General features: G+C 32.7%; 25 protein-coding genes, 2 tRNA genes and 1 pseudogene. 9 read left to right on the top strand and 19 right to left on the bottom strand.

Features of this window, described 5'->3' with window-relative positions; translation table 11 throughout:
• Positions 1 to 41: 41 nt before the first annotated feature.
• The 3 genes from ACFE3K_RS02990 to ACFE3K_RS02980 are packed head-to-tail and all read right to left on the bottom strand — an operon-like array spanning position 42 to position 1,605.
• Entirely contained in the window at positions 42 to 647 is a 606-nt protein-coding gene (locus ACFE3K_RS02990; RefSeq protein ID WP_375359302.1) for an IS6 family transposase, read from the bottom strand.
• Complete coding sequence (locus ACFE3K_RS02985) at positions 617 to 1,111, bottom strand: transposase (protein WP_375359301.1); 495 nt, start codon at positions 1,109 to 1,111, stop codon at positions 617 to 619. The genes ACFE3K_RS02990 and ACFE3K_RS02985 overlap by 31 nt, the downstream gene beginning before the upstream one ends.
• Complete coding sequence (locus tag ACFE3K_RS02980) at positions 1,105 to 1,605, bottom strand: helix-turn-helix domain-containing protein (protein ID WP_375359300.1); 501 nt, start codon at positions 1,603 to 1,605, stop codon at positions 1,105 to 1,107. The genes ACFE3K_RS02985 and ACFE3K_RS02980 overlap by 7 nt, the downstream gene beginning before the upstream one ends.
• 313 nt (positions 1,606 to 1,918) lie before the next feature.
• Here ACFE3K_RS02980 and ACFE3K_RS02975 point away from each other — a divergent pair.
• The 3 genes and pseudogenes from ACFE3K_RS02975 to ACFE3K_RS02965 all read left to right on the top strand — a co-directional run bounded on the left by ACFE3K_RS02975 (position 1,919) and on the right by ACFE3K_RS02965 (position 2,626).
• Positions 1,919 to 1,993 (top strand) — tRNA-Gln (locus ACFE3K_RS02975).
• A 129-nt stretch (positions 1,994 to 2,122) separates the two neighbouring features.
• Positions 2,123 to 2,341 (top strand): annotated as a pseudogene (locus ACFE3K_RS02970) (recombinase family protein); the annotation flags it as partial.
• Positions 2,342 to 2,422: 81 nt separating this feature from the next.
• Positions 2,423 to 2,626, top strand: a complete 204-nt coding sequence (locus tag ACFE3K_RS02965; RefSeq protein WP_375359299.1) for a hypothetical protein — start codon at positions 2,423 to 2,425, stop codon at positions 2,624 to 2,626.
• A gap of 489 nt (positions 2,627 to 3,115) precedes the next feature.
• Here the strand turns inward: ACFE3K_RS02965 and ACFE3K_RS02960 are convergent, their stop codons facing one another.
• The 4 genes from ACFE3K_RS02960 to ACFE3K_RS02945 form a co-directional block, all read right to left on the bottom strand.
• A complete protein-coding gene (locus ACFE3K_RS02960) occupies positions 3,116 to 3,343 on the bottom strand; it encodes a PD-(D/E)XK nuclease domain-containing protein (protein WP_375359298.1) in 228 nt (75 codons plus the stop codon).
• A 44-nt stretch (positions 3,344 to 3,387) separates the two neighbouring features.
• A complete protein-coding gene (locus ACFE3K_RS02955) occupies positions 3,388 to 3,540 on the bottom strand; it encodes a hypothetical protein (protein ID WP_375359297.1) in 153 nt (50 codons plus the stop codon).
• Positions 3,541 to 3,544: 4 nt separating this feature from the next.
• On the bottom strand, positions 3,545 to 4,954 hold the full coding sequence (locus ACFE3K_RS02950) for an AAA family ATPase (RefSeq protein ID WP_375359295.1): 1,410 nt from the start codon (positions 4,952 to 4,954) through the stop codon (positions 3,545 to 3,547).
• Positions 4,955 to 5,029: 75 nt separating this feature from the next.
• Positions 5,030 to 5,755, bottom strand: a complete 726-nt coding sequence (locus ACFE3K_RS02945) for a hypothetical protein (protein ID WP_342259684.1) — start codon at positions 5,753 to 5,755, stop codon at positions 5,030 to 5,032.
• A gap of 22 nt (positions 5,756 to 5,777) precedes the next feature.
• Here ACFE3K_RS02945 and ACFE3K_RS02940 point away from each other — a divergent pair, with 22 nt between their 5' ends.
• The 3 genes from ACFE3K_RS02940 to ACFE3K_RS02930 all read left to right on the top strand — a co-directional run bounded on the left by ACFE3K_RS02940 (position 5,778) and on the right by ACFE3K_RS02930 (position 7,808).
• Positions 5,778 to 6,125, top strand: a complete 348-nt coding sequence (locus ACFE3K_RS02940) for an ATP-binding protein (RefSeq protein WP_375359465.1) — start codon at positions 5,778 to 5,780, stop codon at positions 6,123 to 6,125.
• A 451-nt stretch (positions 6,126 to 6,576) separates the two neighbouring features.
• A complete protein-coding gene (locus tag ACFE3K_RS02935) occupies positions 6,577 to 7,077 on the top strand; it encodes a helix-turn-helix domain-containing protein (RefSeq protein WP_375358543.1) in 501 nt (166 codons plus the stop codon).
• Positions 7,071 to 7,808, top strand: a complete 738-nt coding sequence (locus ACFE3K_RS02930; protein ID WP_375359294.1) for an IS630 family transposase — start codon at positions 7,071 to 7,073, stop codon at positions 7,806 to 7,808. The genes ACFE3K_RS02935 and ACFE3K_RS02930 overlap by 7 nt, the downstream gene beginning before the upstream one ends.
• Here the strand turns inward: ACFE3K_RS02930 and ruvC are convergent.
• The 7 genes from ruvC to acnA all read right to left on the bottom strand — a co-directional run bounded on the left by ruvC (position 7,803) and on the right by acnA (position 16,450).
• Positions 7,803 to 8,288 (bottom strand): crossover junction endodeoxyribonuclease RuvC, encoded by a 486-nt coding sequence (gene ruvC, locus ACFE3K_RS02925; protein WP_375359293.1) that lies wholly within the window; start codon positions 8,286 to 8,288, stop codon positions 7,803 to 7,805. The genes ACFE3K_RS02930 and ruvC overlap by 6 nt on opposite strands.
• A gap of 39 nt (positions 8,289 to 8,327) precedes the next feature.
• A complete protein-coding gene (locus ACFE3K_RS02920) occupies positions 8,328 to 11,387 on the bottom strand; it encodes an efflux RND transporter permease subunit (protein WP_375359292.1) in 3,060 nt (1,019 codons plus the stop codon).
• Between the two features lie 67 nt (positions 11,388 to 11,454).
• Positions 11,455 to 12,114, bottom strand: coding sequence for an amino acid ABC transporter permease (locus tag ACFE3K_RS02915; protein ID WP_375359291.1), 660 nt, complete (start codon positions 12,112 to 12,114; stop codon positions 11,455 to 11,457).
• 96 nt (positions 12,115 to 12,210) lie between these two features.
• Positions 12,211 to 12,561, bottom strand: coding sequence for a hypothetical protein (locus ACFE3K_RS02910; protein WP_375359290.1), 351 nt, complete (start codon positions 12,559 to 12,561; stop codon positions 12,211 to 12,213).
• 55 nt (positions 12,562 to 12,616) lie between these two features.
• Complete coding sequence (gene queF, locus ACFE3K_RS02905) at positions 12,617 to 13,447, bottom strand: NADPH-dependent 7-cyano-7-deazaguanine reductase QueF (protein ID WP_375359289.1); 831 nt, start codon at positions 13,445 to 13,447, stop codon at positions 12,617 to 12,619.
• A complete protein-coding gene (locus tag ACFE3K_RS02900; protein ID WP_375359288.1) occupies positions 13,447 to 13,803 on the bottom strand; it encodes a hypothetical protein in 357 nt (118 codons plus the stop codon). The genes queF and ACFE3K_RS02900 overlap by 1 nt, the downstream gene beginning before the upstream one ends.
• Positions 13,787 to 16,450 carry an aconitate hydratase AcnA gene (acnA, locus tag ACFE3K_RS02895; protein ID WP_375359464.1) on the bottom strand — a complete coding sequence of 888 codons (2,664 nt, stop codon included), beginning with the start codon at positions 16,448 to 16,450 and terminating at the stop codon, positions 13,787 to 13,789. The genes ACFE3K_RS02900 and acnA overlap by 17 nt, the downstream gene beginning before the upstream one ends.
• A 404-nt stretch (positions 16,451 to 16,854) precedes the next feature.
• Between acnA and ccmA the strand changes: the two genes are divergently transcribed.
• A complete protein-coding gene (ccmA, locus tag ACFE3K_RS02890) occupies positions 16,855 to 17,457 on the top strand; it encodes a heme ABC exporter ATP-binding protein CcmA (protein WP_375359287.1) in 603 nt (200 codons plus the stop codon).
• Positions 17,458 to 17,684: 227 nt separating this feature from the next.
• Here the strand turns inward: ccmA and ACFE3K_RS02885 are convergent, their stop codons facing one another.
• The 4 genes from ACFE3K_RS02885 to ACFE3K_RS02870 form a co-directional block, all read right to left on the bottom strand.
• Entirely contained in the window at positions 17,685 to 19,217 is a 1,533-nt protein-coding gene (locus tag ACFE3K_RS02885; RefSeq protein ID WP_375359286.1) for an Npt1/Npt2 family nucleotide transporter, read from the bottom strand.
• A 157-nt stretch (positions 19,218 to 19,374) separates the two neighbouring features.
• Positions 19,375 to 20,085 (bottom strand): IS6 family transposase, encoded by a 711-nt coding sequence (locus ACFE3K_RS02880; protein WP_375359285.1) that lies wholly within the window; start codon positions 20,083 to 20,085, stop codon positions 19,375 to 19,377.
• A gap of 106 nt (positions 20,086 to 20,191) precedes the next feature.
• The gene (locus ACFE3K_RS02875; protein ID WP_375359284.1) at positions 20,192 to 21,121 is read right to left on the bottom strand and encodes a site-specific tyrosine recombinase XerD; all 930 of its coding nucleotides are present in this window, start codon (positions 21,119 to 21,121) and stop codon (positions 20,192 to 20,194) included.
• Between the two features lie 21 nt (positions 21,122 to 21,142).
• Positions 21,143 to 21,217 (bottom strand) — tRNA-Cys (locus ACFE3K_RS02870).
• Between the two features lie 399 nt (positions 21,218 to 21,616).
• On the opposite strand from ACFE3K_RS02870, the gene ACFE3K_RS02865 reads away from it, so the two are divergent.
• Both ACFE3K_RS02865 and ACFE3K_RS02860 read left to right on the top strand, forming a co-directional pair.
• Positions 21,617 to 22,120, top strand: a complete 504-nt coding sequence (locus ACFE3K_RS02865) for a CarD family transcriptional regulator (protein ID WP_375359283.1) — start codon at positions 21,617 to 21,619, stop codon at positions 22,118 to 22,120.
• 310 nt (positions 22,121 to 22,430) lie between these two features.
• Positions 22,431 to 23,141, top strand: a complete 711-nt coding sequence (locus ACFE3K_RS02860; RefSeq protein ID WP_375358489.1) for an IS6 family transposase — start codon at positions 22,431 to 22,433, stop codon at positions 23,139 to 23,141.
• An 85-nt stretch (positions 23,142 to 23,226) separates the two neighbouring features.
• Here the strand turns inward: ACFE3K_RS02860 and ACFE3K_RS02855 are convergent, their stop codons facing one another.
• Entirely contained in the window at positions 23,227 to 24,096 is an 870-nt protein-coding gene (locus ACFE3K_RS02855) for a TIGR01459 family HAD-type hydrolase (RefSeq protein ID WP_375359282.1), read from the bottom strand.
• Between the last annotated feature and the right edge of the window lie 526 nt (positions 24,097 to 24,622).

The raw sequence follows: 24,622 nt of genomic DNA, 5'->3' as shown, positions 1-24,622 counted from the left end.
GTTAAGTAAAATAGTATCAAAAAGAGCTATATTTTTAGATTTCAGGCAGCAAGAAGTCTTTGAGTGCCTTCGTCCAAAATGGATTTAGCTGATGCAAATGCAATTCTTTGCTCAATTGCTGTTTTACTATATCTTCCAACATTTACGGCAAATATATTTCTGACTTTTCCCATCAGTGATAATTTACAGTGGGCTGAATTAGGATGCTTAAATTTAATTAATATCTTCTCGTTGCGCCTAGTTGGTTGATGAGCATTCTCAACACGATTATTTAGTCTTTTATGAGTGCGATGCTCAGTTTTAGGGCACATAAGCTTAATCGGCTTAATGTAACTTCTGAGCTTATCAGTAACAATTACTCTTGGAGCTGGATAATGACCCAATAATTTTGATAAAAAACGAATAGCTGATTTTTTGTTACGATGCTTCTGCAGTAATACTTCTAATTCATGCCCCTCAGAGTCAACAGCTCTCCATAATATAAATACCTCGCCTTTAATCTTAATATTCATCTCATCTAAATGCCATGTATCAGTTGGTTTCCTCTCTCGCTTTCTGATAACATCTTGAAAATAAACCGCAAATTTATTGCACCAAAATCTTACTGTCTCATGACTTAAAATAATACCAATTGCAATAATGAACACGGTGTATTTATCCAATCTCTATACATAATTGATTTTACTAAATCTACATTATGAGCAAGTTGATTCCAAGCGTAACAAGCCATAGTAACGATATCTTCATATACACCATAACATTGGTTAGACAAGAAATGATTTTTAATCCATTCCCAAACTTGTTCCATTGCATTAAGTTCCGGTGCATAGGGCGGAAGCGGTATCAAAGTGATATTGCTTGGCACAGTTAGTTTTTTGGCTGTGTGCCAACCTGATGGTAAAATTAATGCACAAGCTTCTCCTGTCTCATGGCAAGCAGCTCCGTAAATATATGTTGAAATAAATTGCTGTTGCCGAACTTTACGGGGTCTAGTGCCACGCTTAGCCCATATACGAGTTAAGCTACCTTGTTGCCCAACTCTAGTTTCATCCTGAGACCATATATCAACTTTACATCTATCGATATTTTTTGCTAATAATTTTGTTAACATGTCTGGAAAGTTTTTTTATATCTATTTTGAGTCTCTTGATTTGATTTTGGATGCATTGAACGAGAAGTAATCCAGCTAAAACCAAGGCGGTGCATAGTATTGTAGACTGTTTTTAAAGCACATTTAGCACCATATTCCTCAACTAACATGATATGTAGCTCTTTTCCAGTTATATACCCACCAGTTTTACTTTTACTGAGCGTATTGATTTTATCAAAAAGAGTAGATTCTTGTATAGTGTTAATCTTCCTAGGGGCACCGCTTCTTTGTGATTCAAATAATCCTTCAAAACCATGATTCCTAAATCTTCTGAGCGATGATTGCACAGTTTTCCAGTGTGACTTCACTATTTCAGATATGGCTTTAAAAGATTTGCCTAATTGAAGGTGATACATCACCAATAAACGTATACGATTTCGACCGTGCGGCTCATGTTTCATCATTTTTATAAAATCATGACCATGAAAACCTTGTGGTAATATTAACCTAGCCATTTGAGTACCTTTTATCAGTTAAAAACCCATCTTAGACCACTGCGTTAATTATTGCAATTGGTATTACGCTTGGAATCAACTTGCTCATAATGTAGATTTAGTAAAATCAATTATGTATAGAGATTGGATAAATACACCGTGTTAATTATTGCAATTGGTATTAGCCTGTTCAAAAAGCTAATTTTATGTCTACAATACCAATAAAAATCGTATTAAGAATAGTCAAATTAAAAAGAATATTTGACTCAAGAAATGTTTGTTGTTATAAGCTCTGTATATATTAAGTGTACACTTATACACTAGTACTTAATGATGGGGCGTAGCCAAGTGGTAAGGCAACGGTTTTTGGTATCGTCATTCGGTGGTTCGAATCCATCCGCCCCAGCCATTCTCCGATTTTAGTGCATTTTACGAATGCATCAAACGGTGGACGTAGCATCAAGTTTAGCTTTCCGTCTTTTAATTTTAGGTTCGAAAAGACAAGATTTAACAATTTGCGTAACTCTTTGAAGAATATGCAACAGGAATGTATACTCTTAGGTCTATGGTAAACATGGCTAAAGAATTAGGCTTAAGAAGTAAAAAGGATTGTCACCTAAATAAAACAGTTATACATCGTTTAATACAACAACCATTTTATTACGGTGAGATGAGAGTAAAAGAAGAGATGTGGTCACATGGTTATCGACCTATTATAACAAGAGAGATTTTTATGGCATGTAAAGATGTACGTTGAGGTTGGAAGAAGAAGCCATTCAAATATGGTGGGAAAGATTTCCTCTTTAGAGGATTAATCACCTGTGCAGTAACTGGCAAAATGGTAACATCTGAAATTCATAGTAAAACATATCCAAATGGTGAAGTGGATGAATGGACATATTTAGCTACTTGGGATCCACATAACCTAGACAAGAAAATATATATAAGGGAAGATGAGGTTTTAAAGCAAATAGAAGAGGTTTTTAAAAGAATAGGTAATAAGAAAGACCTGGAAATGCTAAAAGAGACCCTTGCCTATTGAAAAAATACAAATGAGCTAAAAAAAGATGAGCATGGGCAAGCGACGGCCACTTTAAAGAAAGAACATACAGAAAATGAAAATAAACTAAATTCATTAATTGATTTAAGATTAAGCAGCGAACTAAGCAAAGAAGAATTCCAAGCAAAGAAACAACAATTAAAAGATCGTCAATATGAAATTGCTCGTTTACTTAAAGTTTATGAGGAAGCAGACGATAAATTTACTGATACGGCTACAATGCTAATAACTCTAGCTTCTGAAGCCTATGAAACCTTCAAAGGTTCTGAAAGCCCTCAAAAACGCAAAATGATAAATTTCGTATTTCAGAACCTCAAACTAAGGGGCAAAAAACTTGAGACCTCTCTACGTTTCCCGTTCGATATTTTTGAAAAAACGACAACTTGTACAAAAATGGCGGGGCGTAGTGGACAATTTCAAAACCACGATAGACATAAAATTACTGATTATTCAAACGCTTACAGTCTATTACTAAAGCTCTGTAACCTGATATTGTAAATCCATATTTTTACCACAAAAAGCTAGAGAAAGTTTAATGATCTTTTTGACGTAAGAATATTCTTTAACCTTTACATCATATTGCTTATCTATAATTTGCTTTAATCCCATTTGGGCTACCAAGGCTAAATCTTCTGTATTTTTGGCGATCTTGTACTCAATAATAATAGCCTTATCTTCTTTACCAACCTTGGGGATCATGATAATATCAGCTCTACCACTTCCTGACTCCTGTTCACTTGCTATTATGAACTAGGTGCTAACATATTAATTAAACCAAGCATAAAGCCGCTATAAAATAATTCTGCCTTTTTCTCTCCTGTTTGATGAAAACTAGTAGAATTTAGCAACAATTCTTGTAAACACTCTTTAAATTCCTCTACTTTACCTGTTGGCAATAAACTAATAATATCTAGAGCTATCAATTTTTAATTGATCAGTAACCCATTGTAGTACTCTTGTTTCATAGATATATTTTAGTTCATAATTAGGGATAGATAGCTCATAGATATTTTTTTCTGATATTTTGGCAGTAGGATTTAAATAACCGCTGAACAGTAATAAACTGAGCAATCCTACTGGCTTATTGATATCAGCAAAACTTATTTGTTTGGTAATATGTGAGATAATACTTTTTCCAGCAGCTAAGCTCTGTAAATCTTCTTGCATTTCGTCTGACAATAATGCTTTATCAACAAGACCTGTGCCTCCACTATCTAGCCAATAATAATCAAGCTTACCTTTGTGTGCTAAACATTGCATTAGTGACCACGGATTGTACATGACCTCTCCACCAAATGTATAACCATTATACCAATCCTTAATTTGTTCAGTATTAGTGTCGAGCGGTACTTTTGTAAGCAAATCATCTACCTCTGCTTGAGTGAAGCCATAGAACTTAGAGCAATCATCATCAAGTAATGTATATTCAGTAACATTATTCAAATCTGAAAACAAATTAGCCTTAGCTATCCGTAATATCCCAGTAATTACGCCTTTCTCTAAGTAGGGATTCGTTTTTAAGCTGCTCCCAAATATTCCTCTAAATAACTTAAGAATCTGCTCAAATTCTTTTGTTTTATGATCAAATTCTAAATACGCATTATTAATTGGTGTATCATATTCATCTATTAATATGTATACTTTTTGTTTAAAATGTTTATACAATATTTGACTTAAAAACTTCAGGCTATTTTTTAAATAGCTTATATTAATGTCACCACTTAGATAATTTTTTAACTTTACTTTTTGCGGAATACTGAAAAATTTATTATCTTCTTGAATATATTGTTCTAAATAATTAAATCTTTCAAATAATTCTATTATTTGATCTATAATGCTACTAACAATTTCCTTATAATTATTCCCCTTCACTTCTTTAAAATTTATATATATTACTGGAAATTGACCTTGACGCTTTATTATATTTTTATGAATGGATATTTTTAAAGGCTGTAACTCTTTGGTTTCATCAAAGTCCAAATCTACTATGCCTCCAGTAAAGAGTTTATGATTTACTCTCTTTTCTTGAGCTAAAGGCTTGCCTTTTTCATCTATTTCCATTTCAAAGAATCTTCTAATCATATCCATGTTCAAGCTCTTACCCCAACGTCTTGGTCGGGTAATTAGAATTACTTCTCCACTGTCTTCTAGTAATTCTTTGATCATTAAGCTTTTATCAACAAATACATCACTATTTAACAATAACGTTTTAAAGTCATCAGTACCTACCCTCATTCTAGGTAGTTTATGCTCATCTAAAATCCTATTAATACTTTCAGTTGTTGTATTGCTCAAAGGGTTAAAGGTCATATTTTTTTTATTATTTGATAATTTACTTGGTTGTATGAAGGTTTAGTTTTTATAACGAAACCTTTATGGTATTAATCAATTTAATGTGTAAGGTTCTCTAGCATATAAGAACCATTGTTCCATGATTTCTTTAGCCCACATCTTTTTAAACATTAATTCAGGGTCTTTATAAATTTTCATGTATAATTTAAGACTTTCTTTGGTTAACGCCATCTTAGATATTTGTTTTATCATCTTGATAGCGTTGCTCACTGCTTTAGAAGTTAATACTAAACAAACTGATGATAGTAAATACTCCTGATTTACCTTCACTACACGACACCCTATAATATCTCCTATCTCTATATCTTGGTTACTGTCTATGCCTTGTATGATAATTGGTTTGTGCTTGCTCTCAATCATGTTAGTCAAAGTCAGATTCTTTCCTCTATGTACATCTGCTACTTTATAAATACACATGTAAGAATCTCGTAACCCTAGCAAATACTTTTTGTCCATATCAGTAAAAGAATCCCCTTGAGTTTTTAACAAGTGATCAATACAATTCCAATGTGTTTTAGTAATCCTATGTGGATATTCGTTACTCAGAAAAAACTCTGTTGCACCATAAATCATATAATTGGTAATATTCTCGCCTAATTTATTACTTAACTCTAGAAGATTAACTTCTGCTGAATTTTCATCAAAATTATCCGGATCGGTTATCTCGCTAATAAAACTGCCAATAACGTCATGAAATAGTAATGTGTAATCTTCTTCTAAGTTTTTAATTAATGATATTATTTGGTTAATTTTCATCATATAAAAATAAGTACGTTAATTAATAGGTCTATTTCTAATAGCTATATTTTTTATTTTATTATACCTAATTCTTTTACCATTTACAACATACGACAAAACCTCATTTGTTGAATCTTGTAAATGTTATTGGATAGATGAACTGAGCTATATACCAATAAAAGCCGAGGCTAGATTCTTATTATTTGAGCTGTTTGCTAAATTATACGAACAATCTTCGTTCATTGTAACGACCCATTTAAGGTTTGAAGAATGGGGGGATATATTTGGTAATCCTAAGGCAACAAAGGCAATTATTGATAGGATAACGCATCATTGTCAAATCATAGAAATTGGTAATAAAAGTTTTAGAGGAGGCAAAGATGTAGATTAAAGATTAAAATAATAGACTATGGTATGAATTAAAAATTCTAATAATTTTAGAAAATTCTATCTGAATTTCAACCAACATTAACTAATTTTTTTATGTGGTTAGAGGGGTCAATAGTTTATTATAATAGGGGGGCAAAAGATGATTACAATTTACATCAATACCATCTCCTTGACAGAAATAGCACCGTGGGGTCGTTTGATATCTTCTCATGCTAGCCGATATCGGTGGACATACCACCATCTATTATACCAATTGCAATAATGAACACGGTGTATTTATCCAATCTCTATACATAATTGATTTTACTAAATCTACATTATGAGCAAGTTGATTCCAAGCGTAACAAGCCATAGTAACGATATCTTCATATACACCATAACATTGGTTATACCAATTGCAATAATTAACGCAGTGGTCTAAGATGGGTTTTTAACTGATAAAAGGTACTCAAATGGCTAGGTTAATATTACCACAAGGTTTTCATGGTCATGATTTTATAAAAATGATGAAACATGAACCGCATGGTCGAAATCGTATACGTTTATTGGCGATGTATCACCTTCAATTAGGCAAATCTTTTAAAGCCATATCTGAAATAGTGAAGTCACACTGGAAAACTGTGCAATCATCGCTCAGAAGATTTAGGAATCATGGTTTTGAAGGATTATTTGAATCACAAAGAAGCGGTGCCCCTAGGAAGATTAACAGTATACAAGAGTCTGCTATTTTTGATAAAATCAATACGCTCAGTGAAAGTAAAACTGGTGGGTATATAACTGGAAAGGAGCTACATATCATGTTAGTTGAGGAATATGGTGCTAAATGTGCTTTAAAAACAGTCTACAATACTATGCACCGCCTTGGTTTTAGCTGGATTACTTCTCGTTCAATGCATCCAAAGTCAAATCAAGAGACTCAAAATAGATATAAAAAAACTTTCCAGACATGTTAACAAAATTATTAGCAAAAAATATCGATAGATGTAAAGTTGATATATGGTCTCAGGATGAAACTAGAGTTGGGCAACAAGGTAGCTTAACTCATATATGGGCTAAGCGTGGCACTAGACCCCGTAAAGTTCGGCAACAGCAATTTATTTCAACATATATTTACGGAGCTGCTTGCCATGAGACAGGAGAAGCTTGTGCATTAATTTTACCATATGCAAACACACAGGCAATGAATAAATTCTTAGAAGAGCTTTCTCGCAGTATTCAAGGCAACCGACATATAGCTTTACTAACGGATAATGCAGGTTGGCACACAGCCAAAAAACTAACTGTGCCAAGCAATATCACTTTGATACCGCTTCCGCCCTATGCACCGGAACTTAATGCAATGGAACAAGTTTGGGAATGGATTAAAAATCATTTCTTGTCTAACCAATGTTATGGTGTATATGAAGATATCGTTACTATGGCTTGTTACGCTTGGAATCAACTTGCTCATAATGTAGATTTAGTAAAATCAATTATGTATAGAGATTGGATAAATACACCGTGTTCATTATTGCAATTGGTATTAGGTAATAAGGAGATTAGATTTGCCGATGGTAGTTGTACTATTATATTAGATTCTCCATTCCTTAGCTTTAGTATGAGTCTTATATACATAACAGATGAGTTTCTGACAAAATTTAAAGGTAAGCAAAAAGAAGAAGAAAAAGGTAAAGAATTGCTATAATTCAATTATAGGAGGTTTTGAGGTATAAGCCCAACAAACATAAGCCACTGCAAGGGCATCTGCTTCATCAAAGTTACTGATTGCAATTGCTCCTGGTAGTAAAAGTTTAATCATTTGCAGAACCTGATTTTTTTCAGCATGACCATAACCCACTACAGATTTTTTGATAACATTAGGTTTAAATTCTTGAAAAGCAATATCATATCCTCCTATAAGTGACATGACTGCTCCTCTAGCATATCCCAATTTTAAAGATGAAACACTATTCATATTAACAAATGTCTCCTCCATAGCAACAATAGCAGGTTTATATTGTACTATTATCTTTTGCAAGGACGAGCTAATGAAAGCTAGCCTTTTATGCATTGCTTCGCTTGATTTAGTCTTTATGACCCCACTACCTAAATATTTCAGAGGAGCGGTATCGATTACCCCCCATCCCATACCAGCTAAAGATGGGTCAATTCCTAGTATAATCAAAATTATTCCCCCACTAATAGATTTTTTGTAAAAAATTATCTAATTCTTCAATTCATTTATTTGAATATATTCCCTTTTAAAACTTTGATATAAAACTGGAATAACAAATATAGTGAAAAGAGTTCCTATACTCATTCCACCAACTATTACCAAACCAATAGAATTTTGAGCGGCTGCTCCTGCTCCAGAACTAATCACTAATGACATTGCACCAAAAATAGTTGATAGAGTAGTCATTAGAATAGGTCTAAGTCTTAAGCTAGAGGCTCTAGTTACAGCTTCTCTAACACTTAGTCCTTGGTCTCTTAAGTTATTAGCAAATTCTACTATCATAATAGAATTTTTTGTTATCAAACCAATTAAAGTGATCAAACCAATATTACTATACATATTAAGCGTATTACCACATATTAAGAGCATTAATACCCCTCCAGTAATTGAGAATGGTACAGCAATAAGTATTAATATAGGATCAGTAAAACTTTCAAATTGGGCCGAAAGCACTAAATAAATAAACAACAAAGCAAATAAGAAAGTAACAATAAGATTACTTTGTGATTCTGTCATTCTTTTAATCTCTCCAATATATTCTAATATAGTTGTGCTACTATCCAATAATTCATCAGCTATAGTATTTATCGAATTTATGGCATCGGTAATTTTTTGGTTTGGAGCTAAACCTGACGAAATCGTTACCGATCTAGAATTATTATAGTGGTTATAAGACTCAATAGACACTTTCTCAACCATATTAGCAACTACACTTAATGGCAGCAAATTATTAGTTGGTTTATTGGTTGGTATCAGTATCTTACTAAAATGATCGGTACTATTACGGTATTTTAGGTTATATTGCATAGTTATATCATACAGATTATTGCCCATTCTGAAATCACCAATTTTTCTTCCTGCCAGCAAATATTGCAATGTTATCCCTATATTTTCTAAACTCACACCAAGCAGATAAGCTTTATCTCGGTTAACAATTACGTCAATTGTCGGCATAGAAGAATTTAAATCACTACCTACATTGATAAAAACTGGATATTTCTTCATTCTATTAACAAATTTCTGTGATATTTGATCTAACTCATCATATTCAAGTGAGGTCTGTAAAGTAAATTCGACAGCATTTCTAGCATTACCACTAACCAATGAAGGTGTATTTTGAACAAAAATCGACATTCCTGCTATTTGTTGAAATTGCTTATTAAGCATATTTTTTATAGCTTCTTGTGACTTTGATCTTTCTTTCCAATCTTTAAGAGGTACGAAAGCAAAAGCACTGTTACTACCTCCAGAGCCAATTATTGTCAAATAACCGGCTATATCTTTATGAGAACTAAGTATTTTTTCAGCTTCCACTACTGTTTTCTCTGATTGTTTAATACTAGAACCTTGAAGACCAGTGAAGAAAACTTGTAAAAACCCATCATCTTCCTGGGGAATAAAAACTTTTTTGACAAAGATCAAACTAACAACTAGTACAACTAAAGATAGTGCAATAATAAGTGAGAATTTCTTTTTATGATCAAGAGCAAGATTTAAATAGTACAAATACTTGCTTTGTACTAATTTAATGAACTGATCAAATTGAACTAAAAACCCTAAAGGAGGTCGATCATTTTTACCAATCATGCGACTTGCCATCATTGGCGTTAAAGTAATCGCCACAAAACCAGAAAATAAAACGCAGAATGCTAAGGTCCAAGCAAATTCAATGAATAACTTACCAATAAATCCATCTATCAAACCTATTGGTAAGAATACTGAAACAAGTGTTATAGTAATCGCTACAATGGCAAAACCAATTTCCTTAGATGCAAGAAAGGCAGCTTCTATAGGAGAATGCCCCATCTCATTGTACCTAAAAATGTTTTCTAACATTACTATTGCATCATCTACTACCAAGCCAATAGCTAATATCATTGCTAAAAGGGTAAATATATTGATAGAAAATCCTAAATAATACATAACAATAAATGTACCAATTAATGATATCGGAACAGTTACAAATGGTATGAGGGTGATTTTTACTGATGCCAAGAACAGATATATTACTACCATAACCAAAACTAATGCTTCCATGATAGTGAAGAACACTGATCTGATTGAAGCCCTAACTGGAATTGATGAATCATGGGCTATATCAATTGTTATACCTTTAGGTAGATTTTTTTTTATTTTATCTAGTGAATATCTAACCTCTTGGGATAAATCAAATATGTTTGCCTTCGATTGTTTTATAAGACCAAGTGCTATAGAGTTTTTTCCGTTATATCTAAAAATTACCTCAGTATCTGGAGGGGCTAAATATATTTTAGCAATATCTCGTAACTTTAATATATTAGCATCTTTCACTTTTAGTATAATTTTTTCAAACTCTTCCGGTTTACTTAAAGAGCCATCTAATCTTACAGTAAAATCACGTGCAGCTGTTTTAATAGTTCCTGCTGGATAATAGATATTTTGTTTTTTTATAGCACTCTCCATTTCTAACACTGACATTTTATGCTGATATAATTTTACCGGGTCTGGTTCTATACGCATAGAGTACTCTTTAGCACCATATATCTCAACCTGACCTATTGTTTCAAGTTTTTCTAAAATGGGTTTTACGCTATCTTGAACAATTTGGGTTAATTGTAAATCATCATATACATCACTACTGATACTTAAATACAAACTAGGTAAATTATCTGCATCCATCTTAGCAACATACGGCATGCTCATATCTTGGGGGAATATGGAACTTATATTAGAAATTTTAGACCTAACATCGTTTAAGGCTGTTTCTATATCAGCCGATGATAGAAATATTAAAGTAATATGACTGCTACCTGTATAGCTTTGTGAAGTGATAGTATCAAGGTTCTTGACAGTTTTTAGTGCTTTCTCAATACGAGTTGTTATCTCTTTCTCCATATAAAGAGCATCTGCCCCAGGGTAATTTGCATATACTGTTATTACAGGAAAAGAAATATCGGGAATACCCCTAATTTGCAGTTTAGGAAAAAATACCGCCCCTAAAATAACAACCACTAGACTCAATACTGTTGCAAATACTGGACGTTTTATACATATTTCACTTAAGTACATATTATAAATAAATCCTACTTATGCAAATTTGGGATAAGAATTTGTCAATTCTTATCCCGAATTGGGGTTACTCCACTCCAATTACTAGTCTTTTTTCAATAATTTTAGCTAATTTACTGATAATTATTACCATAACATAGTAACAAAGTCCTGCTATTAACATAGGGGTAAAATAAGTATAACTTTCAAGCGATACTAACTGAGCTCTACGCATTAAATCCATTTCACCGATCATTGATATAATTGATGATTCTTTGATTAAATTAATAAGCTCATTAACCAGTGAAGGTAAGATATTTCTTATGGCTTGGGGCAAGATAATATCTTTCATCATTAATCTCTCGGGTATAGCTAATGCTTTAGCTGCCTCAATCTGTCCTTTATCAACACTATTAATTCCAGCTCTAATTATTTCCGAAACATATGCCCCGGAGTTTAATGAGAAAGCTATGCTACCAGCAACGAAGACACCAAGCTTAATGCCAATTACACTAGGTAAACCAAAATAAATTATGCTAAGTTGTATAAGTAACGGAGTACCAAGAAAAACAGATGTATAGAAATTAGCAAACAGTCTTAACGCACAACTTTTACTTACCTTACAAATTGCTAGTAAGATACCAATAATCAACCCTAATAACACTGAAACTATACTGTATTTCAGTGTTACTACCATCCCTTGCATAATAAAATATATAGAAGAAAAATCAAGTAATCGCTCAAACATCTAACACTCTTAAATAACCTCAATTTTGGAATTGTTCCAAACTTACTACCTATTCAAATTTTCGTATATTACGAGCAACCTCAATGGAAGAATTCATCATATTAGTACAATATATTTCAAACATTTTCCGCTGTACAAAGCTAAATCTGGTAACCCCTTACATTTTAACAAATCTTTAGTAAGGACAACATTCTCCTGCATCCCTTTACTCATCGATGATAAGAGTTGATTAAATATATCTTCGGTTACTCTAATACGACTATTAACAACTGCTAAATTTTTAGAAATTGCAGAATTTACTATATCAGTATACTCTTTTGATAATCTCGATAATTGACTAACCAAATTGTCTATTGTTTCAGATTTCATTTCAGAACTATCTGAATTGTCCTTTAATTGAATATCCGGGGGTAGTTTTTTATTTGAGTTTAACTTATTTTTGCCCATATTTTCTCCATTTTAATATAAATATACTCTAAATTGATACTACCACTAAGCATTATTATTGACGAATATGTCTTATATTATTAAGGTTTGTAACCTCTAGGTTGCAATTGGAGCGTATAGGGTTAATATCTATGCCACCACGTCTTGTATATCTCGCATAAACAGTTAATTGATCGGGAGTACAAAACTTATTAATATCACAAAAAATACGCTCAACGCATTGTTCATGAAATTTATTATGATTACGGAATGATAATAAATATTTTAACAAAGAACTATGATCAATTTTCTTGCCTCTATAACTAATTTGTACTGATGCCCAATCTGGCTGGTTAGTAACTAAACAATTCGATTTTAACAAATTAGAATATAGCACCTCATCTACTACTTGCGTATTGTCTTCAGACAATTTTGGCAAATTTTGACTAGTCTCAAAACTAGTAATTGTCACCTCCAGTTTATCCAAATTTATGCCTGAAAAGGACTGCAGCTTTATTCCCTCATATGATTCTAAATCTTTTATAGAAACAGTTACAGGTGCTTGAAATACCAAACTTAAGTCCTTTGCAATTAATTCTTTTACTTGGTCTCTATTATCAAACTTAGTATTATTAAAAGAATTTAAATAAAGCTTTAGTGATTTTGATTCTACAATATTAGACGACTCACAACTTACCATGAACTCCAATATTTTTACTTCAGGTTTACCACTTGGGCTTAGCCAAGAAACTTCATAACAATTCCAAATGTCAAATCCATTAAACGGCAAAGAACCTACTATCTGTAAGCTATCTCTAGCAAATTTACGACTGATTGGGTGTAGTAAACTATTGTCATACAAATCTGCATATTTAGTTTGCTTTCCAAGTACGGTTTCAAGAAACATTATTTTATCCAGTAAGTCATATAGTTTGGATGTCCTGTATCATTCAACAAATATTTGAGACCTATAGCGATTCTTAATATAAACCAAACAAACAAGCATGCGTATAACACCGGACCAATTAGTATTATAGTGGTTATCATAGATATTATAATACCAATAAATCCTATGCAAAAAGTACGTAATATAAAAGTGTAATGGCTAGCTAAAAGTCCATCTTTAATATCCTTATTAATATATGCAAAAACTGCTCCAATAATAGGTAATAACGGTGCAACTACTCCGCACAGAAATAATATATAAATTACTATAAGGTTTGTTTTCCCTGCATTTATATATTTCTTAATCTCCTGATCCATGTTCATCTCTTAAATTTTTAACTACTAGATGCATTATACTACCATATTTTATATAGTCTATCTCATTATCTGTAAAAACTTGTAATATTACTTTAATAGTCTCAACTATACCACTGTTTCTCTTTATGATACAATTAAGTTGCTCATAAGGCGTTATTTCATTACTCAAGCCGGTAATGGTGACATACTCAGAACCATCAAGTTTTAAGTCATTTACAGTAGAAGAAGCAAGAGCAAGCGGTAAAACACCCATACCCACTAAATTTGATCTATGAATTCTTTCAAAACTTTCAGCAATTACTGCTTTTACTCCAAGTAAACTAGTACCTTTTGCTGCCCAGTCTCTTGATGAACCAGAGCCATATTCTTTACCTGTAAAAATTACTAAAGGCACAGAATGAGCTTTATAATCCATTGCAGCATCATAGATACTCTCTTGATTACCTAGTTGGTTTATAGTTACCCCTCCTTCAATTCCGGGACACATGGCATTTTTTATCCTATTATTGGCAAAAGTACCTCGCATCATTACTTCATGATTGCCACGCCGTGATCCATAAGAATTGAAATCAATAGGTAGAATGCCATGCTCAGTTAAATACTTAGCAGCAGGACTTGTTTTACTAATATTGCCGGCTGGAGATATATGATCAGTCGTAATAGAATTGCCAAAAATAGCTAATATTCTAGCAGATTCTATATTGTGCAAGTTACTAGATATATGTTCAATACCTTCAAAATAAGGAGGATTGTTGATATAAGTACTATCTTTGCTCCAATTATAAGTATCAGTTTTAGTTACTTTAATATCTCGCCACTCTTTATCACCTAAAAATACCTCACTATATTTGTCTTTAAACATTTTAGAGTGAATAGATTGCTCTATTAACTCTTTTATCTCTTGGTGGGTTGGCCAAATATCCTTAAGATATATATCCTTACCATTATGACCTTTACCTATCACGTCAGTTTTAAGATCAATGTTCATAGTACCTGCTAGGGCATAAGCAACGACTAAGGGAGGAGAAGCCAAATAACTAGCTATTGTTAAAGGGTGTACCCTTCCTTCAAAATTCCTGTTACCAGATAACACCGAAGCAACAACAAGATTGTTCCCGGCAATAGTCTCTTCTATTTCCTGCATAAGCGGACCGGAATTGCCTATACAAGTAGTACAACCATAGCCGACAAGATTAAAACCTAAATGATTTAGGTACTGGTCAAGTCCACTTTTTTTCAGATATTCCGTTACTACTTTTGAACCAGGAGCTAACGAAGTTTTAACCCATGGTTTTTTCATCAACCCAAGTTCTACTGCTTTCTTAGCAAGCAAGCCTGCTCCAATCATCACAGTAGGATTCGAAGTATTTGTACAGCTTGTGATTGCAGCTATTACGACATCACCATGCCCTATACTATATTGTTCATCAACAGGGTACTTTTTATCAATATCAACATCACCTCTAGTTAGAGAAGGTAGTTCAGTTTTAAAATTACTAGCAGCATTTTTTAGGTTAACCCTATCTTGCGGACGTCTTGGTCCAGCTAAGGAAGGTTCTAAAGTAGATAAATCCAGTTCTAATATATCAGTATATTCCGGAGTAATTATTGGATCAAACCATAATAACTGTAGCTTAGCATATTGCTCTACTAGCTTTATTCTATTTTGATCTCTAGCTGTAAAATTAAGGTATTTTATAGTCTCATTATCAATTGGGAAGAACCCACAAGTAGCACCATACTCAGGAGCCATATTTGATATAGTCGCCCTATCTGCCAATGTAAGGCAGGAAAGCCCAGCTCCATAAAATTCAACAAATTTGCCGACTACATTTTTCTTTCTTAGCATTTGAGTAACTGTTAGCACCAAATCTGTAGCAGTAATCATTCCCTTTAAAGAGCCAGTTAACTTAAAGCCAATTACCTCTGGTAAAATCATTGATAAAGGTTGACCGAGCATTGCCGCCTCAGCCTCAATTCCCCCAACTCCCCAACCAAGAACTGCTAAACCATTAATCATCGTAGTATGACTATCTGTGCCAACTAATGTATCCGGATAAGCGAAAGTTACACCATTTTGTTGTTTGCTCCACACAACATTGGCTAAATATTCCAAATTAACTTGATGACAGATTCCTGTTCCTGGAGGTACTACTCTAAAATTATCAAATGCTTCTTGCCCCCATTTCAAAAATTCATAACGCTCTAGATTCCGTGCTACTTCCATTTTGACATTCTTAGCAAACGCATCACTTGTTCCATAATAATCAACTTGTACAGAATGATCTATGACAAGGTCAACCGGGATCAGAGGATTAATCTTTAATGGATTACCCCCTAGTTTTTTTATAGCATCACGCATAGCAGCCAAATCAACAATAGCAGGAACTCCGGTAAAATCCTGCATTAGTACCCTAGCCGGCATAAACGGTATCTCAGCGTCAGATTTTCTAGCCTTAAGCCATTCTTTAAATAGTAACAAGTTTTTTTTATTACCAGTTAGACGCAGGACATTTTCAAATAATATCCTTAAGCTATAAGGTAGACGCTTTAACTCAAGATTAATATCACTTGCCGCTTTATTTATATCAAAAATTTTATAAAGATTATCTCCTACAGATATTTCTTTAAGATAATCAGGATTCATTCCCGTTCCTCCAATTTTTTTAATCATTAGGGTTTACGCGAATTTGGTATAAGAATTTGTCAATTCTTATACCAAATTCGGTGAAATTATCGAAACAATCAGATTTGAGACGGCTCTGCATCTGATTGTTAAATTAATATTTTGCTAAAAACATGATTTTAAAAAATTAAAATCATATTTTTAGCTTTAGAAAGGTTTAAAATGCATTTACAAAACCGCTTTAAGAATGCATTTTTCCTTATATTAAAGGCAATTCGGGATAAGAATTAGTTAATTCTTATCCCGAATTGGCATACTTTGAGTATACACTTAAAAATACCTACCACTAAGCCTTTCATTTAACTTAACTTGAAAAAATAAATATTTGAAGTAAATTATATAAAAAATTTCTTAGAATCGTATAAATGCTGTCATTTGAACAACTCACTTTTATTATAGACGAAAAAACTATCTTCACTAATATTAGTATGACTTTTTTACCATCATCTATAGTTTATTTACAGGGAGCAAATGGTTGCGGGAAGACTTCACTACTTAGAATTGTAGCTAATATACAAAATCCAACAAGTGGCAATGTTTTGTATAGAACATTGAACTGTAAATATTTAAAGAAACCTTATTGTAATTATATTGGACATAATCTTGGATTAAAATCCCAAATAACTGTATTAGAGCATCTAAAATTTTGGTCTACAATTTATGATTCCCTTGAAGCTTTAGAATCTTCGATATACTATTTCAAGTTACATAATATTTTGCATGAGAAATGTTACAAGCTGTCTGCTGGTAACCAAAAGAAAGTTGCCTTAGCAAAACTCATTGCTTGCCAGTCAAATTTATGGCTATTAGATGAAGTAGAAGCAAACCTAGATCAAGAAAACAAAGAATTACTATATAACTTGATTATTTTGAAAGCAAATAATGGTGGAGTTATTGTGTGCACCTCCCACTCTAATATAGATATTAAGACAGCACAAATAATCAATTTTAAGGATTATAATTGTTAGACCTTAGTAACCTTAATTCGATATAAGAATTAATAATTCTTATATCGAATTGGCTTCTTATAATAAAAAATGCATTCTTGCAGCGGTTCTACGAATGCATTTTAATCTATTACCGCTAATAATTTTATTTTTATAAGTATAAAAATAAAATTATTAGCAAATGAATATTTAACAATCAGGTGAAGAACCGCTTCAAACCTGATTGTTTCTATATTCGATGTAACTTGTTACATCGAACTCAGGTTTAGTAAGTTTTTGTAATATCGATTTAAGACTTTTACACCCAAAATCCAAACTATACAAACAACAAAAAAAACAACCATCAGAAAACCAGCTAGATCGTTATGTACAGCATTTGGGAAAATACTGAAAGAGACGAATTGCATAATTGCTCCAGAAGATTTTCCTACTTTGTATCCAAGTACATCTACTGCTGCCTTTCCCTTAGTTTTCATTTCATTATCAAGAGGTATATATACCATTTCTTTAGTAGAATCAAACAATGAATATTTTACGCTTTTCCCTAAAACATGCCACAAACCACCTACAAAAACAATTATCATTAATGGAGAAAAATAACTAAGACCAGTCATAATTGCCAATAAAGGTTTTTCTAGTACAACAAAGGTAAAAAACATCATACCTGATAACAGTGTTACGATAGGGGTGATCACTGCTCCCCAAAACCAACCACAAACCCTAACTAAACTACTACCTAGAAAAGCACAAATTAAAGTAAGTACTCCTGTCCAAAAAAACACCTCACCAGTGTAAGATATAAATGCTTGGGTACTAGGGTATAATTGCTTGGTTTTAGACATCCATAATCCTTCAATTAGGTTGATTGTCATGGAATATGAAATCATTAATACACAAATAATTCCTAAATATTTAGATGTAAAAATTATTTTGCTGCTGTCAACTAACCCCAATTTTAGTATATCGGTTCTTTTATTTTTGAATCTAATATTTTTAGTAGTTTCTATAATTTTCAATTCAACAAATCTATGCAAGATTAAACAAATTAGGCCAGAAATTATAATGATTAGCATAAACGATTTAAGGAGAATTTCTATTTTGTCGTTAAGATGGGAAAATAGAGGTAACAAAAAATGTTCACCTTTGGCAAAATATATAATTATACTGCCAGATATTAGTAAGTTAGTTTGACCAAATAAGGAAAAAAACGTATAAAACCTTGGAGCTTCTTCAATACTGGTAATCTTATTAGCAAGTTGCCAGTATAATAGTGTAAATACAATTACTGGCCACAACTCCCCCATTATATAAAATAACACAATACTCCATTTTCCCCAAATGATGATAAACCATTTTAAATGTGGAAGTACGGTAACATAATATTCTATTACTTCAGGATCTGGATGAAGATATTCCCGGTATGGAAACAACACAAAACCAAATAATATGAAGAATCCCAAGAAAAAAGATACTACTATCCTAAACACTTGCTCATTTGTCATAATATTACAAAGTTTGGAGTAAAGAATTACAAATAAGACACCCATAGGCATCTCACCCCAAAGTTTTATAAAGCTTAAAACTTCCGTACTAATTAATGTCACTAACAAGCTATCTTTGATACTACGTACTAGATTTTGGTTAAGGAGAATACAAAACATTAGTAAAGCCATAGGTATAAACTTTACTAATTCGTTAGATCTAATAGGCCAAACAACGTGTCTAAATTTACTATTTCTAGCCCTATTCCACATATTACAAGAAGAATTTACTGCATCCATTTAATACCCATGCTCATTTCCAAGCAACCTAAACTATAAAAAAAACCATGTCAAGTAGTTTTATAATTTAATACTCGATAATCAAGTTTTTTTATATCCCGCTACGGCACCGTCAAGTTAAGTAAAATAGTATCAAAAAGAGCTATATTTTTAGATTTCAGGCAGCAAGAAGTCTTTGAGTGCCTTCGTCCAAAATGGATTTAGCTGATGCAAATGCAATTCTTTGCTCAATTGCTGTTTTACTATATCTTCCAACATTTACGGCAAATATATTTCTGACTTTTCCCATCAGTGATAATTTACAGTGGGCTGAATTAGGATGCTTAAATTTAATTAATATCTTCTCGTTGCGCCTAGTTGGTTGATGAGCATTCTCAACACGATTATTTAGTCTTTTATGAGTGCGATGCTCAGTTTTAGGGCACATAAGCTTAATCGGCTTAATGTAACTTCTGAGCTTATCAGTAACAATTACTCTTGGAGCTGGATAATGACCCAATAATTTTGATAAAAAACGAATAGCTGATTTTTTGTTACGACGCTTCTGCAGTAATACTTCTAATTCATGCCCCTCAGAGTCAACAGCTCTCCATAATATAAATACCTCGACTTGAATCTTAATATTCATCTCATCTAAATGCCATTTATCAGTTGGTTTCCTCTCTCGCTTTCTGATAACATCTTGAAAATAAACCGCAAATTTATTGCACCAAAATCTTACTGTCTCATGACTTAAAATAATACCTCGATAGGCCATCTGTTCTTGTACATCTCTGTAACTATTATTGACTCGATGATATAACCATACTGCATGGCTAATAATGCTTACTGGAAAACGATGTCTCTTTGGGGATTGAATAATACACATAGCACTGAAATTTAGGTAACAATTGTCACTGATAATCTATAAATTATTCCCTACATTTGCTCAATACTTAATTTACATTTCTCTTAACTTGACGGTGCCCTTTACATCATTTGAGTGTAGATAATTTAAGCGGATGATGATCTAAAGCCTGTTTTAGATGCTTTGTTTGTATATGTGTATAAATTTGGGTAGTACTAATATCAGCATGTCCAAGTAGTTCTTGAATTACCCTAAGATCTGCACCGCCTTCTAACAAATGGCTTGCAAAACTGTGACGTAAAGTATGTGGGGAGATATTACTTGGGTCTAGCCCAGCCTTAATAGATGCTTGTTTTAACAGAATTGCGAAATTCTGCCTAGTCATATGACTATTAGTTGAAGAAGAGCAAAATAAATAAATTTGACTTTTAGGGTGTTTTTTGCTTATAAATTTACTACGAATAGTTAAATAATCGGACAAACTCATGCTAGCCTGTTCATTGATTATCACCATTCTTTCTTTATTACCTTTACCGATTATTGAAAATATTTTTCTAATATTTTGGGACATTTGATTTACTAAAATATCAGTTAACCTTATACTGACAAGCTCAGAAACACGTAACCCACTTGCATATAATAAATGAATCATTGCTTTTAGGCGTATGGAATCAGGGTTTTTGTCTTGATTGCAATAGAAAAGTAAATCTTTGATTTTATCAATTGATAATGTAGAAGGAAGTTTAGCTTGATATCTTGGTAAATCTACCATCAAAACAGGATTATAATTGGTATGCTTTTCGCTAATTAAAAATTCATAATAGTTTTTTATAGTGGATATCTTCCGGTTGATTGATCTTGCCTGCAAGCCATTTCCAGCCAAATATTCTATCCAGTCTCTAATATTTTCAGCTTTAATATTCAGCTCTAACAATTTATTCTGTGATAAAAATTTCTGGAAATCTAACAGATCACCTTTGTAGCCAAGTACGGAATTATTAGCTACACCACGCTCCGCTATAATCATTTCTAGGAATTGTTCGATAAACTCTACCATATTACGTACAGTTTGTTTTAATGGAGGCCAGGGCCGGAATCGAACCGGCGCATTGAGGATTTGCAGTCCACGGCATTACCACTTTGCTACCTAGCCTAAAGAGCTGAGATACTAACCAATATTAGAGCAAAAGGCAACTTATTTTTCTTTTGTTTTAGGTAGGGTAATATTTTTTTATAACTTATACTTTGTTATCCTTCTAAAATATGCTATACTACCACAGAGTAAAATTAGTCTGTGTTGTATACTAATTCTGTTTCGAAGAATTGTTATTTGAAAATATCAAGGACTCCCGTACCGTATGTACGTCTAGTGTGTTCTCTCCTCATTTTCAAATCTCATTTGGAGTCACATTCAAGTATATTTAGGGAGTGTTATCTTTAGTGTTGTGATTTGCAAAATATCTATAGTTATGATTTAATTATTTGCAACTCACTGACACAAATTCAAATCAATTGACCATGGTCTAAGTTTTTATAATGGAAAGGAGTAAGCATGTCAACATCGTCTGAATTTAAAGTAGGAGAAAGAATTGTATATCCATCTCATGGAGTTGGAGAGATAGTAAATGTAGAACACCAAGTCATAGCTGGTACTGATATTAAGGTTTATGTAATATCATTCCCTCAAGACAAAATGACTTTGAAAGTACCGGTAAACAGAGCTGCTATTTCGGGTCTTAGAAAACTTGTTAGTAAAACTGATTTAGCTGTAATATATTCAACGCTTCAGGGTAAAGCTAAGCAAGGTAATAGGATGTGGAGTAGAAGAGCACAAGAATATGAGGGTAAAATAAATTCTGGTAATGTAGTATCTGTAGCAGAAGTGGTACGAGATCTCTATAAGAATGTTGATAGTGACCGATCTTATAGTGAAAGGACTATTTATGAATCAGCCTTAAATAGGCTAGCTGGGGAGCTTGCAATTCTTGAGAATATAAATCCTAACGAAGCAATTAATAAATTAATTGAAGTATTGAGAGATAAGCTCGCTGCGTAAATTGAAAATTCATTTTCCCGAGTTGATATACTGCTATGATTTCAAGAGTTGATAGACGATAGTATACTCAAATGATTTGAAGAATTGGATTTGAAAATGAATGGTGAGCATGCTAGGCGTACATACAGTATAGTTACGCATGCGAATCCATGATATTTTCAAAAAACAATTCTTCAAAGCAGAAGAGTATATAACTTCAGGAAGAGCTAGGGGCACCGTCAAGTTAAGAGAAATGTAAATTAAGTATTGAGCAAATGTAGGGAATAATTTATAGATTATCAGTAACAATTGTTACCTAAATTTCAGTGCTATGTGTATTATTCAATCCCCAAAGAGACATCGTTTTCCAGTAAGCATTATTAGCCATGCAGTATGGTTATATCATCGATTCAATAATAGTTACAGAGATGTACAAGAACAGATGGCCTATCGAGGTATTATTTTAAGTCATGAGACAGTAAGATTTTGGTGCAATAAATTTGCGGTTTATTTTCAAGATGTTATCAGAAAGCGCGAGAGGAAACCAACTGATAAATGGCATTTAGATGAGATGAATATTAAGATTAAAGGCGAGGTATTGATATTATGGAGAGCTGTTGACTCTGAGGGGCATGAATTAGAAGTATTACTGCAGAAGCGTCGTAACAAAAAATCAGCTATTCGTTTTTTATCAAAATTATTGGGTCATTATCCAGCTCCAAGAGTAATTGTTACTGATAAGCTCAGAAGTTACATTAAGCCGATTAAGCTTATGTGCCCTAAAACTGAGCATCGCACTCATAAAAGACTAAATAATCGTGTTGAGAATGCTCATCAACCAACTAGGCGCAACGAGAAGATATTAATTAAATTTAAGCATCCTAATTCAGCCCACTGTAAATTATCACTGATGGGAAAAGTCAGAAATATATTTGCCGTAAATGTTGGAAGATATAGTAAAACAGCAATTGAGCAAAGAATTGCATTTGCATCAGCTAAATCCATTTGGGACGAAGCCACTCAAAGACTTCTTGCTGCCTGAAATCTAAAAATATAGCTCTTTTTGATACTATTTTACTTAACTTGACGGTGCCTCCGCAAGTATTTGCAAGAGGCAACTATCTGAGTCAATCTGCAGTCAATTGAATAACAAAATTTGGCATTACTCCCTGCTCAGTTGCTGCAATTTCCAAATGGTACATTTTTTCTTCAATAGTATGATACTGGTTATGAAACTTTGTAGCATTACCTGTTAATACTAAAGCTGAATTAATTCCTACTTTATTCGCTCCTAAAATATCAGTATAGAAAGTATCGCCTATCATAATAATACGTTCCAATGCAATATTTGGTAATTGGGTTAATACTTTATGATATATTTCTATATAGGGTTTGCCGGTAAAAATTACTTCACCACCAAATTGTTTTATTTTTGCAGCAAAGTATCCAGCACAATATCTCTGTATTCCTTGTTGTCTAATTCCAAGGTCTGGGTTCGCACATATGCTAACCATGTTTCTTTTAACTGCAGTTTTTAATAAATCGTCAAACTCATTTAAATATCCAATTTTTCCTTCATCACGATAAAGCGTTAACAGCAAAATATTAGCTTCATTTATGTTTGTGGTGGTAGGCGTCTGTAATCCGTCCATAAGATCGTTATTTTCTTGACCAAGATGATAAACTATAGGATTTTTTATACCAAATCTTTTATCACTTTCTAGTATCATATCAATTGCTACTTCACCAGAACTAATAATCATTTCTTTCGTTGCGTTAATGCCCCAGCTGTTAATTTTAGTAAATAAGGAAAATGTGTTGCGTGGGGCATTAGTAACAAAAAAAACTTTCTTTTGTTGTTTAAGTATCTTGTTAATATTGTCAACTACTCCGGGATAAATTTGGTTACCTTCTACTACCACTCCCCAAAGATCAAATAAAAAAACATCATAATCATCTATTACAGATGAAATATGTCTAAAATCTAGTTTTGTCATTTTGCACACTATACTTATAGGATAATCTGATGATAATAGACAATAAATATTTTTAGTAAAATATATTTGTTGAAAATTGTAGGGTAATTTAAAAGCCTACCCTAACAAAATCTCTCATAAAAAAATAAATTATGTTAACAAATTATTTTGGTTTCCTTAGAAAGGTTGGAATATCATGGATATCAACTTCTACATTATCCTTCTGAAGAATAGGGGGTGTAGGCTTTTTTATTTGCTCCTGAGTTTGAGTAGTATTAGATCTGAGTGAATTCCACATTCTACTTAGTAAAGATGATTTTGTATCATTACTGCTTATAGTGTGCTGATTTAGCATATCAATTGATGTTGCTTGAACACTTAAATTTAAATGTTGTGTTTCAGAATCCACTAAACTAGGCTTTTCACCAGTATATTGAGCAAAATCTGGAATTTCTTCTAATATTGTTGTTTCTATCGAATTGGACTGACTATCCATCTGTTCAGAACTCGTAGTAGTACTTGCTATTAATTCAATAGGTTGGGATTT

It is taken from the genome of Candidatus Tisiphia endosymbiont of Neophilaenus lineatus (assembly GCF_964264975.1).
Taxonomy (GTDB): domain Bacteria; phylum Pseudomonadota; class Alphaproteobacteria; order Rickettsiales; family Rickettsiaceae; genus Tisiphia.
Note: the sequence above shows the minus strand (reverse complement) of the source record. Positions and strands in the feature narration are given on the sequence as shown.

Coding starts and splice junctions, on each gene's coding strand:
- ACFE3K_RS02985 (WP_375359301.1), bottom strand. CDS start 1,111: ATGTTAACAAAATTATTAGCAAAAAATATCGATAGATGTAAAGTTGAT.
- ACFE3K_RS02980 (WP_375359300.1), bottom strand. CDS start 1,605: ATGGCTAGGTTAATATTACCACAAGGTTTTCATGGTCATGATTTTATA.
- ACFE3K_RS02965 (WP_375359299.1), top strand. CDS start 2,423: ATGGTAACATCTGAAATTCATAGTAAAACATATCCAAATGGTGAAGTG.
- ACFE3K_RS02960 (WP_375359298.1), bottom strand. CDS start 3,343: ATGATCCCCAAGGTTGGTAAAGAAGATAAGGCTATTATTATTGAGTAC.
- ACFE3K_RS02950 (WP_375359295.1), bottom strand. CDS start 4,954: ATGACCTTTAACCCTTTGAGCAATACAACAACTGAAAGTATTAATAGG.
- ACFE3K_RS02945 (WP_342259684.1), bottom strand. CDS start 5,755: ATGATGAAAATTAACCAAATAATATCATTAATTAAAAACTTAGAAGAA.
- ACFE3K_RS02935 (WP_375358543.1), top strand. CDS start 6,577: ATGGCTAGGTTAATATTACCACAAGGTTTTCATGGTCATGATTTTATA.
- ACFE3K_RS02930 (WP_375359294.1), top strand. CDS start 7,071: ATGTTAACAAAATTATTAGCAAAAAATATCGATAGATGTAAAGTTGAT.
- ACFE3K_RS02920 (WP_375359292.1), bottom strand. CDS start 11,387: ATGTACTTAAGTGAAATATGTATAAAACGTCCAGTATTTGCAACAGTA.
- ACFE3K_RS02915 (WP_375359291.1), bottom strand. CDS start 12,114: ATGTTTGAGCGATTACTTGATTTTTCTTCTATATATTTTATTATGCAA.
- ACFE3K_RS02910 (WP_375359290.1), bottom strand. CDS start 12,561: ATGGGCAAAAATAAGTTAAACTCAAATAAAAAACTACCCCCGGATATT.
- queF (WP_375359289.1), bottom strand. CDS start 13,447: ATGTTTCTTGAAACCGTACTTGGAAAGCAAACTAAATATGCAGATTTG.
- ACFE3K_RS02900 (WP_375359288.1), bottom strand. CDS start 13,803: ATGGATCAGGAGATTAAGAAATATATAAATGCAGGGAAAACAAACCTT.
- acnA (WP_375359464.1), bottom strand. CDS start 16,450: ATGAATCCTGATTATCTTAAAGAAATATCTGTAGGAGATAATCTTTAT.
- ccmA (WP_375359287.1), top strand. CDS start 16,855: ATGCTGTCATTTGAACAACTCACTTTTATTATAGACGAAAAAACTATC.
- ACFE3K_RS02885 (WP_375359286.1), bottom strand. CDS start 19,217: ATGGATGCAGTAAATTCTTCTTGTAATATGTGGAATAGGGCTAGAAAT.
- ACFE3K_RS02880 (WP_375359285.1), bottom strand. CDS start 20,085: ATGTGTATTATTCAATCCCCAAAGAGACATCGTTTTCCAGTAAGCATT.
- ACFE3K_RS02875 (WP_375359284.1), bottom strand. CDS start 21,121: ATGGTAGAGTTTATCGAACAATTCCTAGAAATGATTATAGCGGAGCGT.
- ACFE3K_RS02865 (WP_375359283.1), top strand. CDS start 21,617: ATGTCAACATCGTCTGAATTTAAAGTAGGAGAAAGAATTGTATATCCA.
- ACFE3K_RS02860 (WP_375358489.1), top strand. CDS start 22,431: ATGTGTATTATTCAATCCCCAAAGAGACATCGTTTTCCAGTAAGCATT.
- ACFE3K_RS02855 (WP_375359282.1), bottom strand. CDS start 24,096: ATGACAAAACTAGATTTTAGACATATTTCATCTGTAATAGATGATTAT.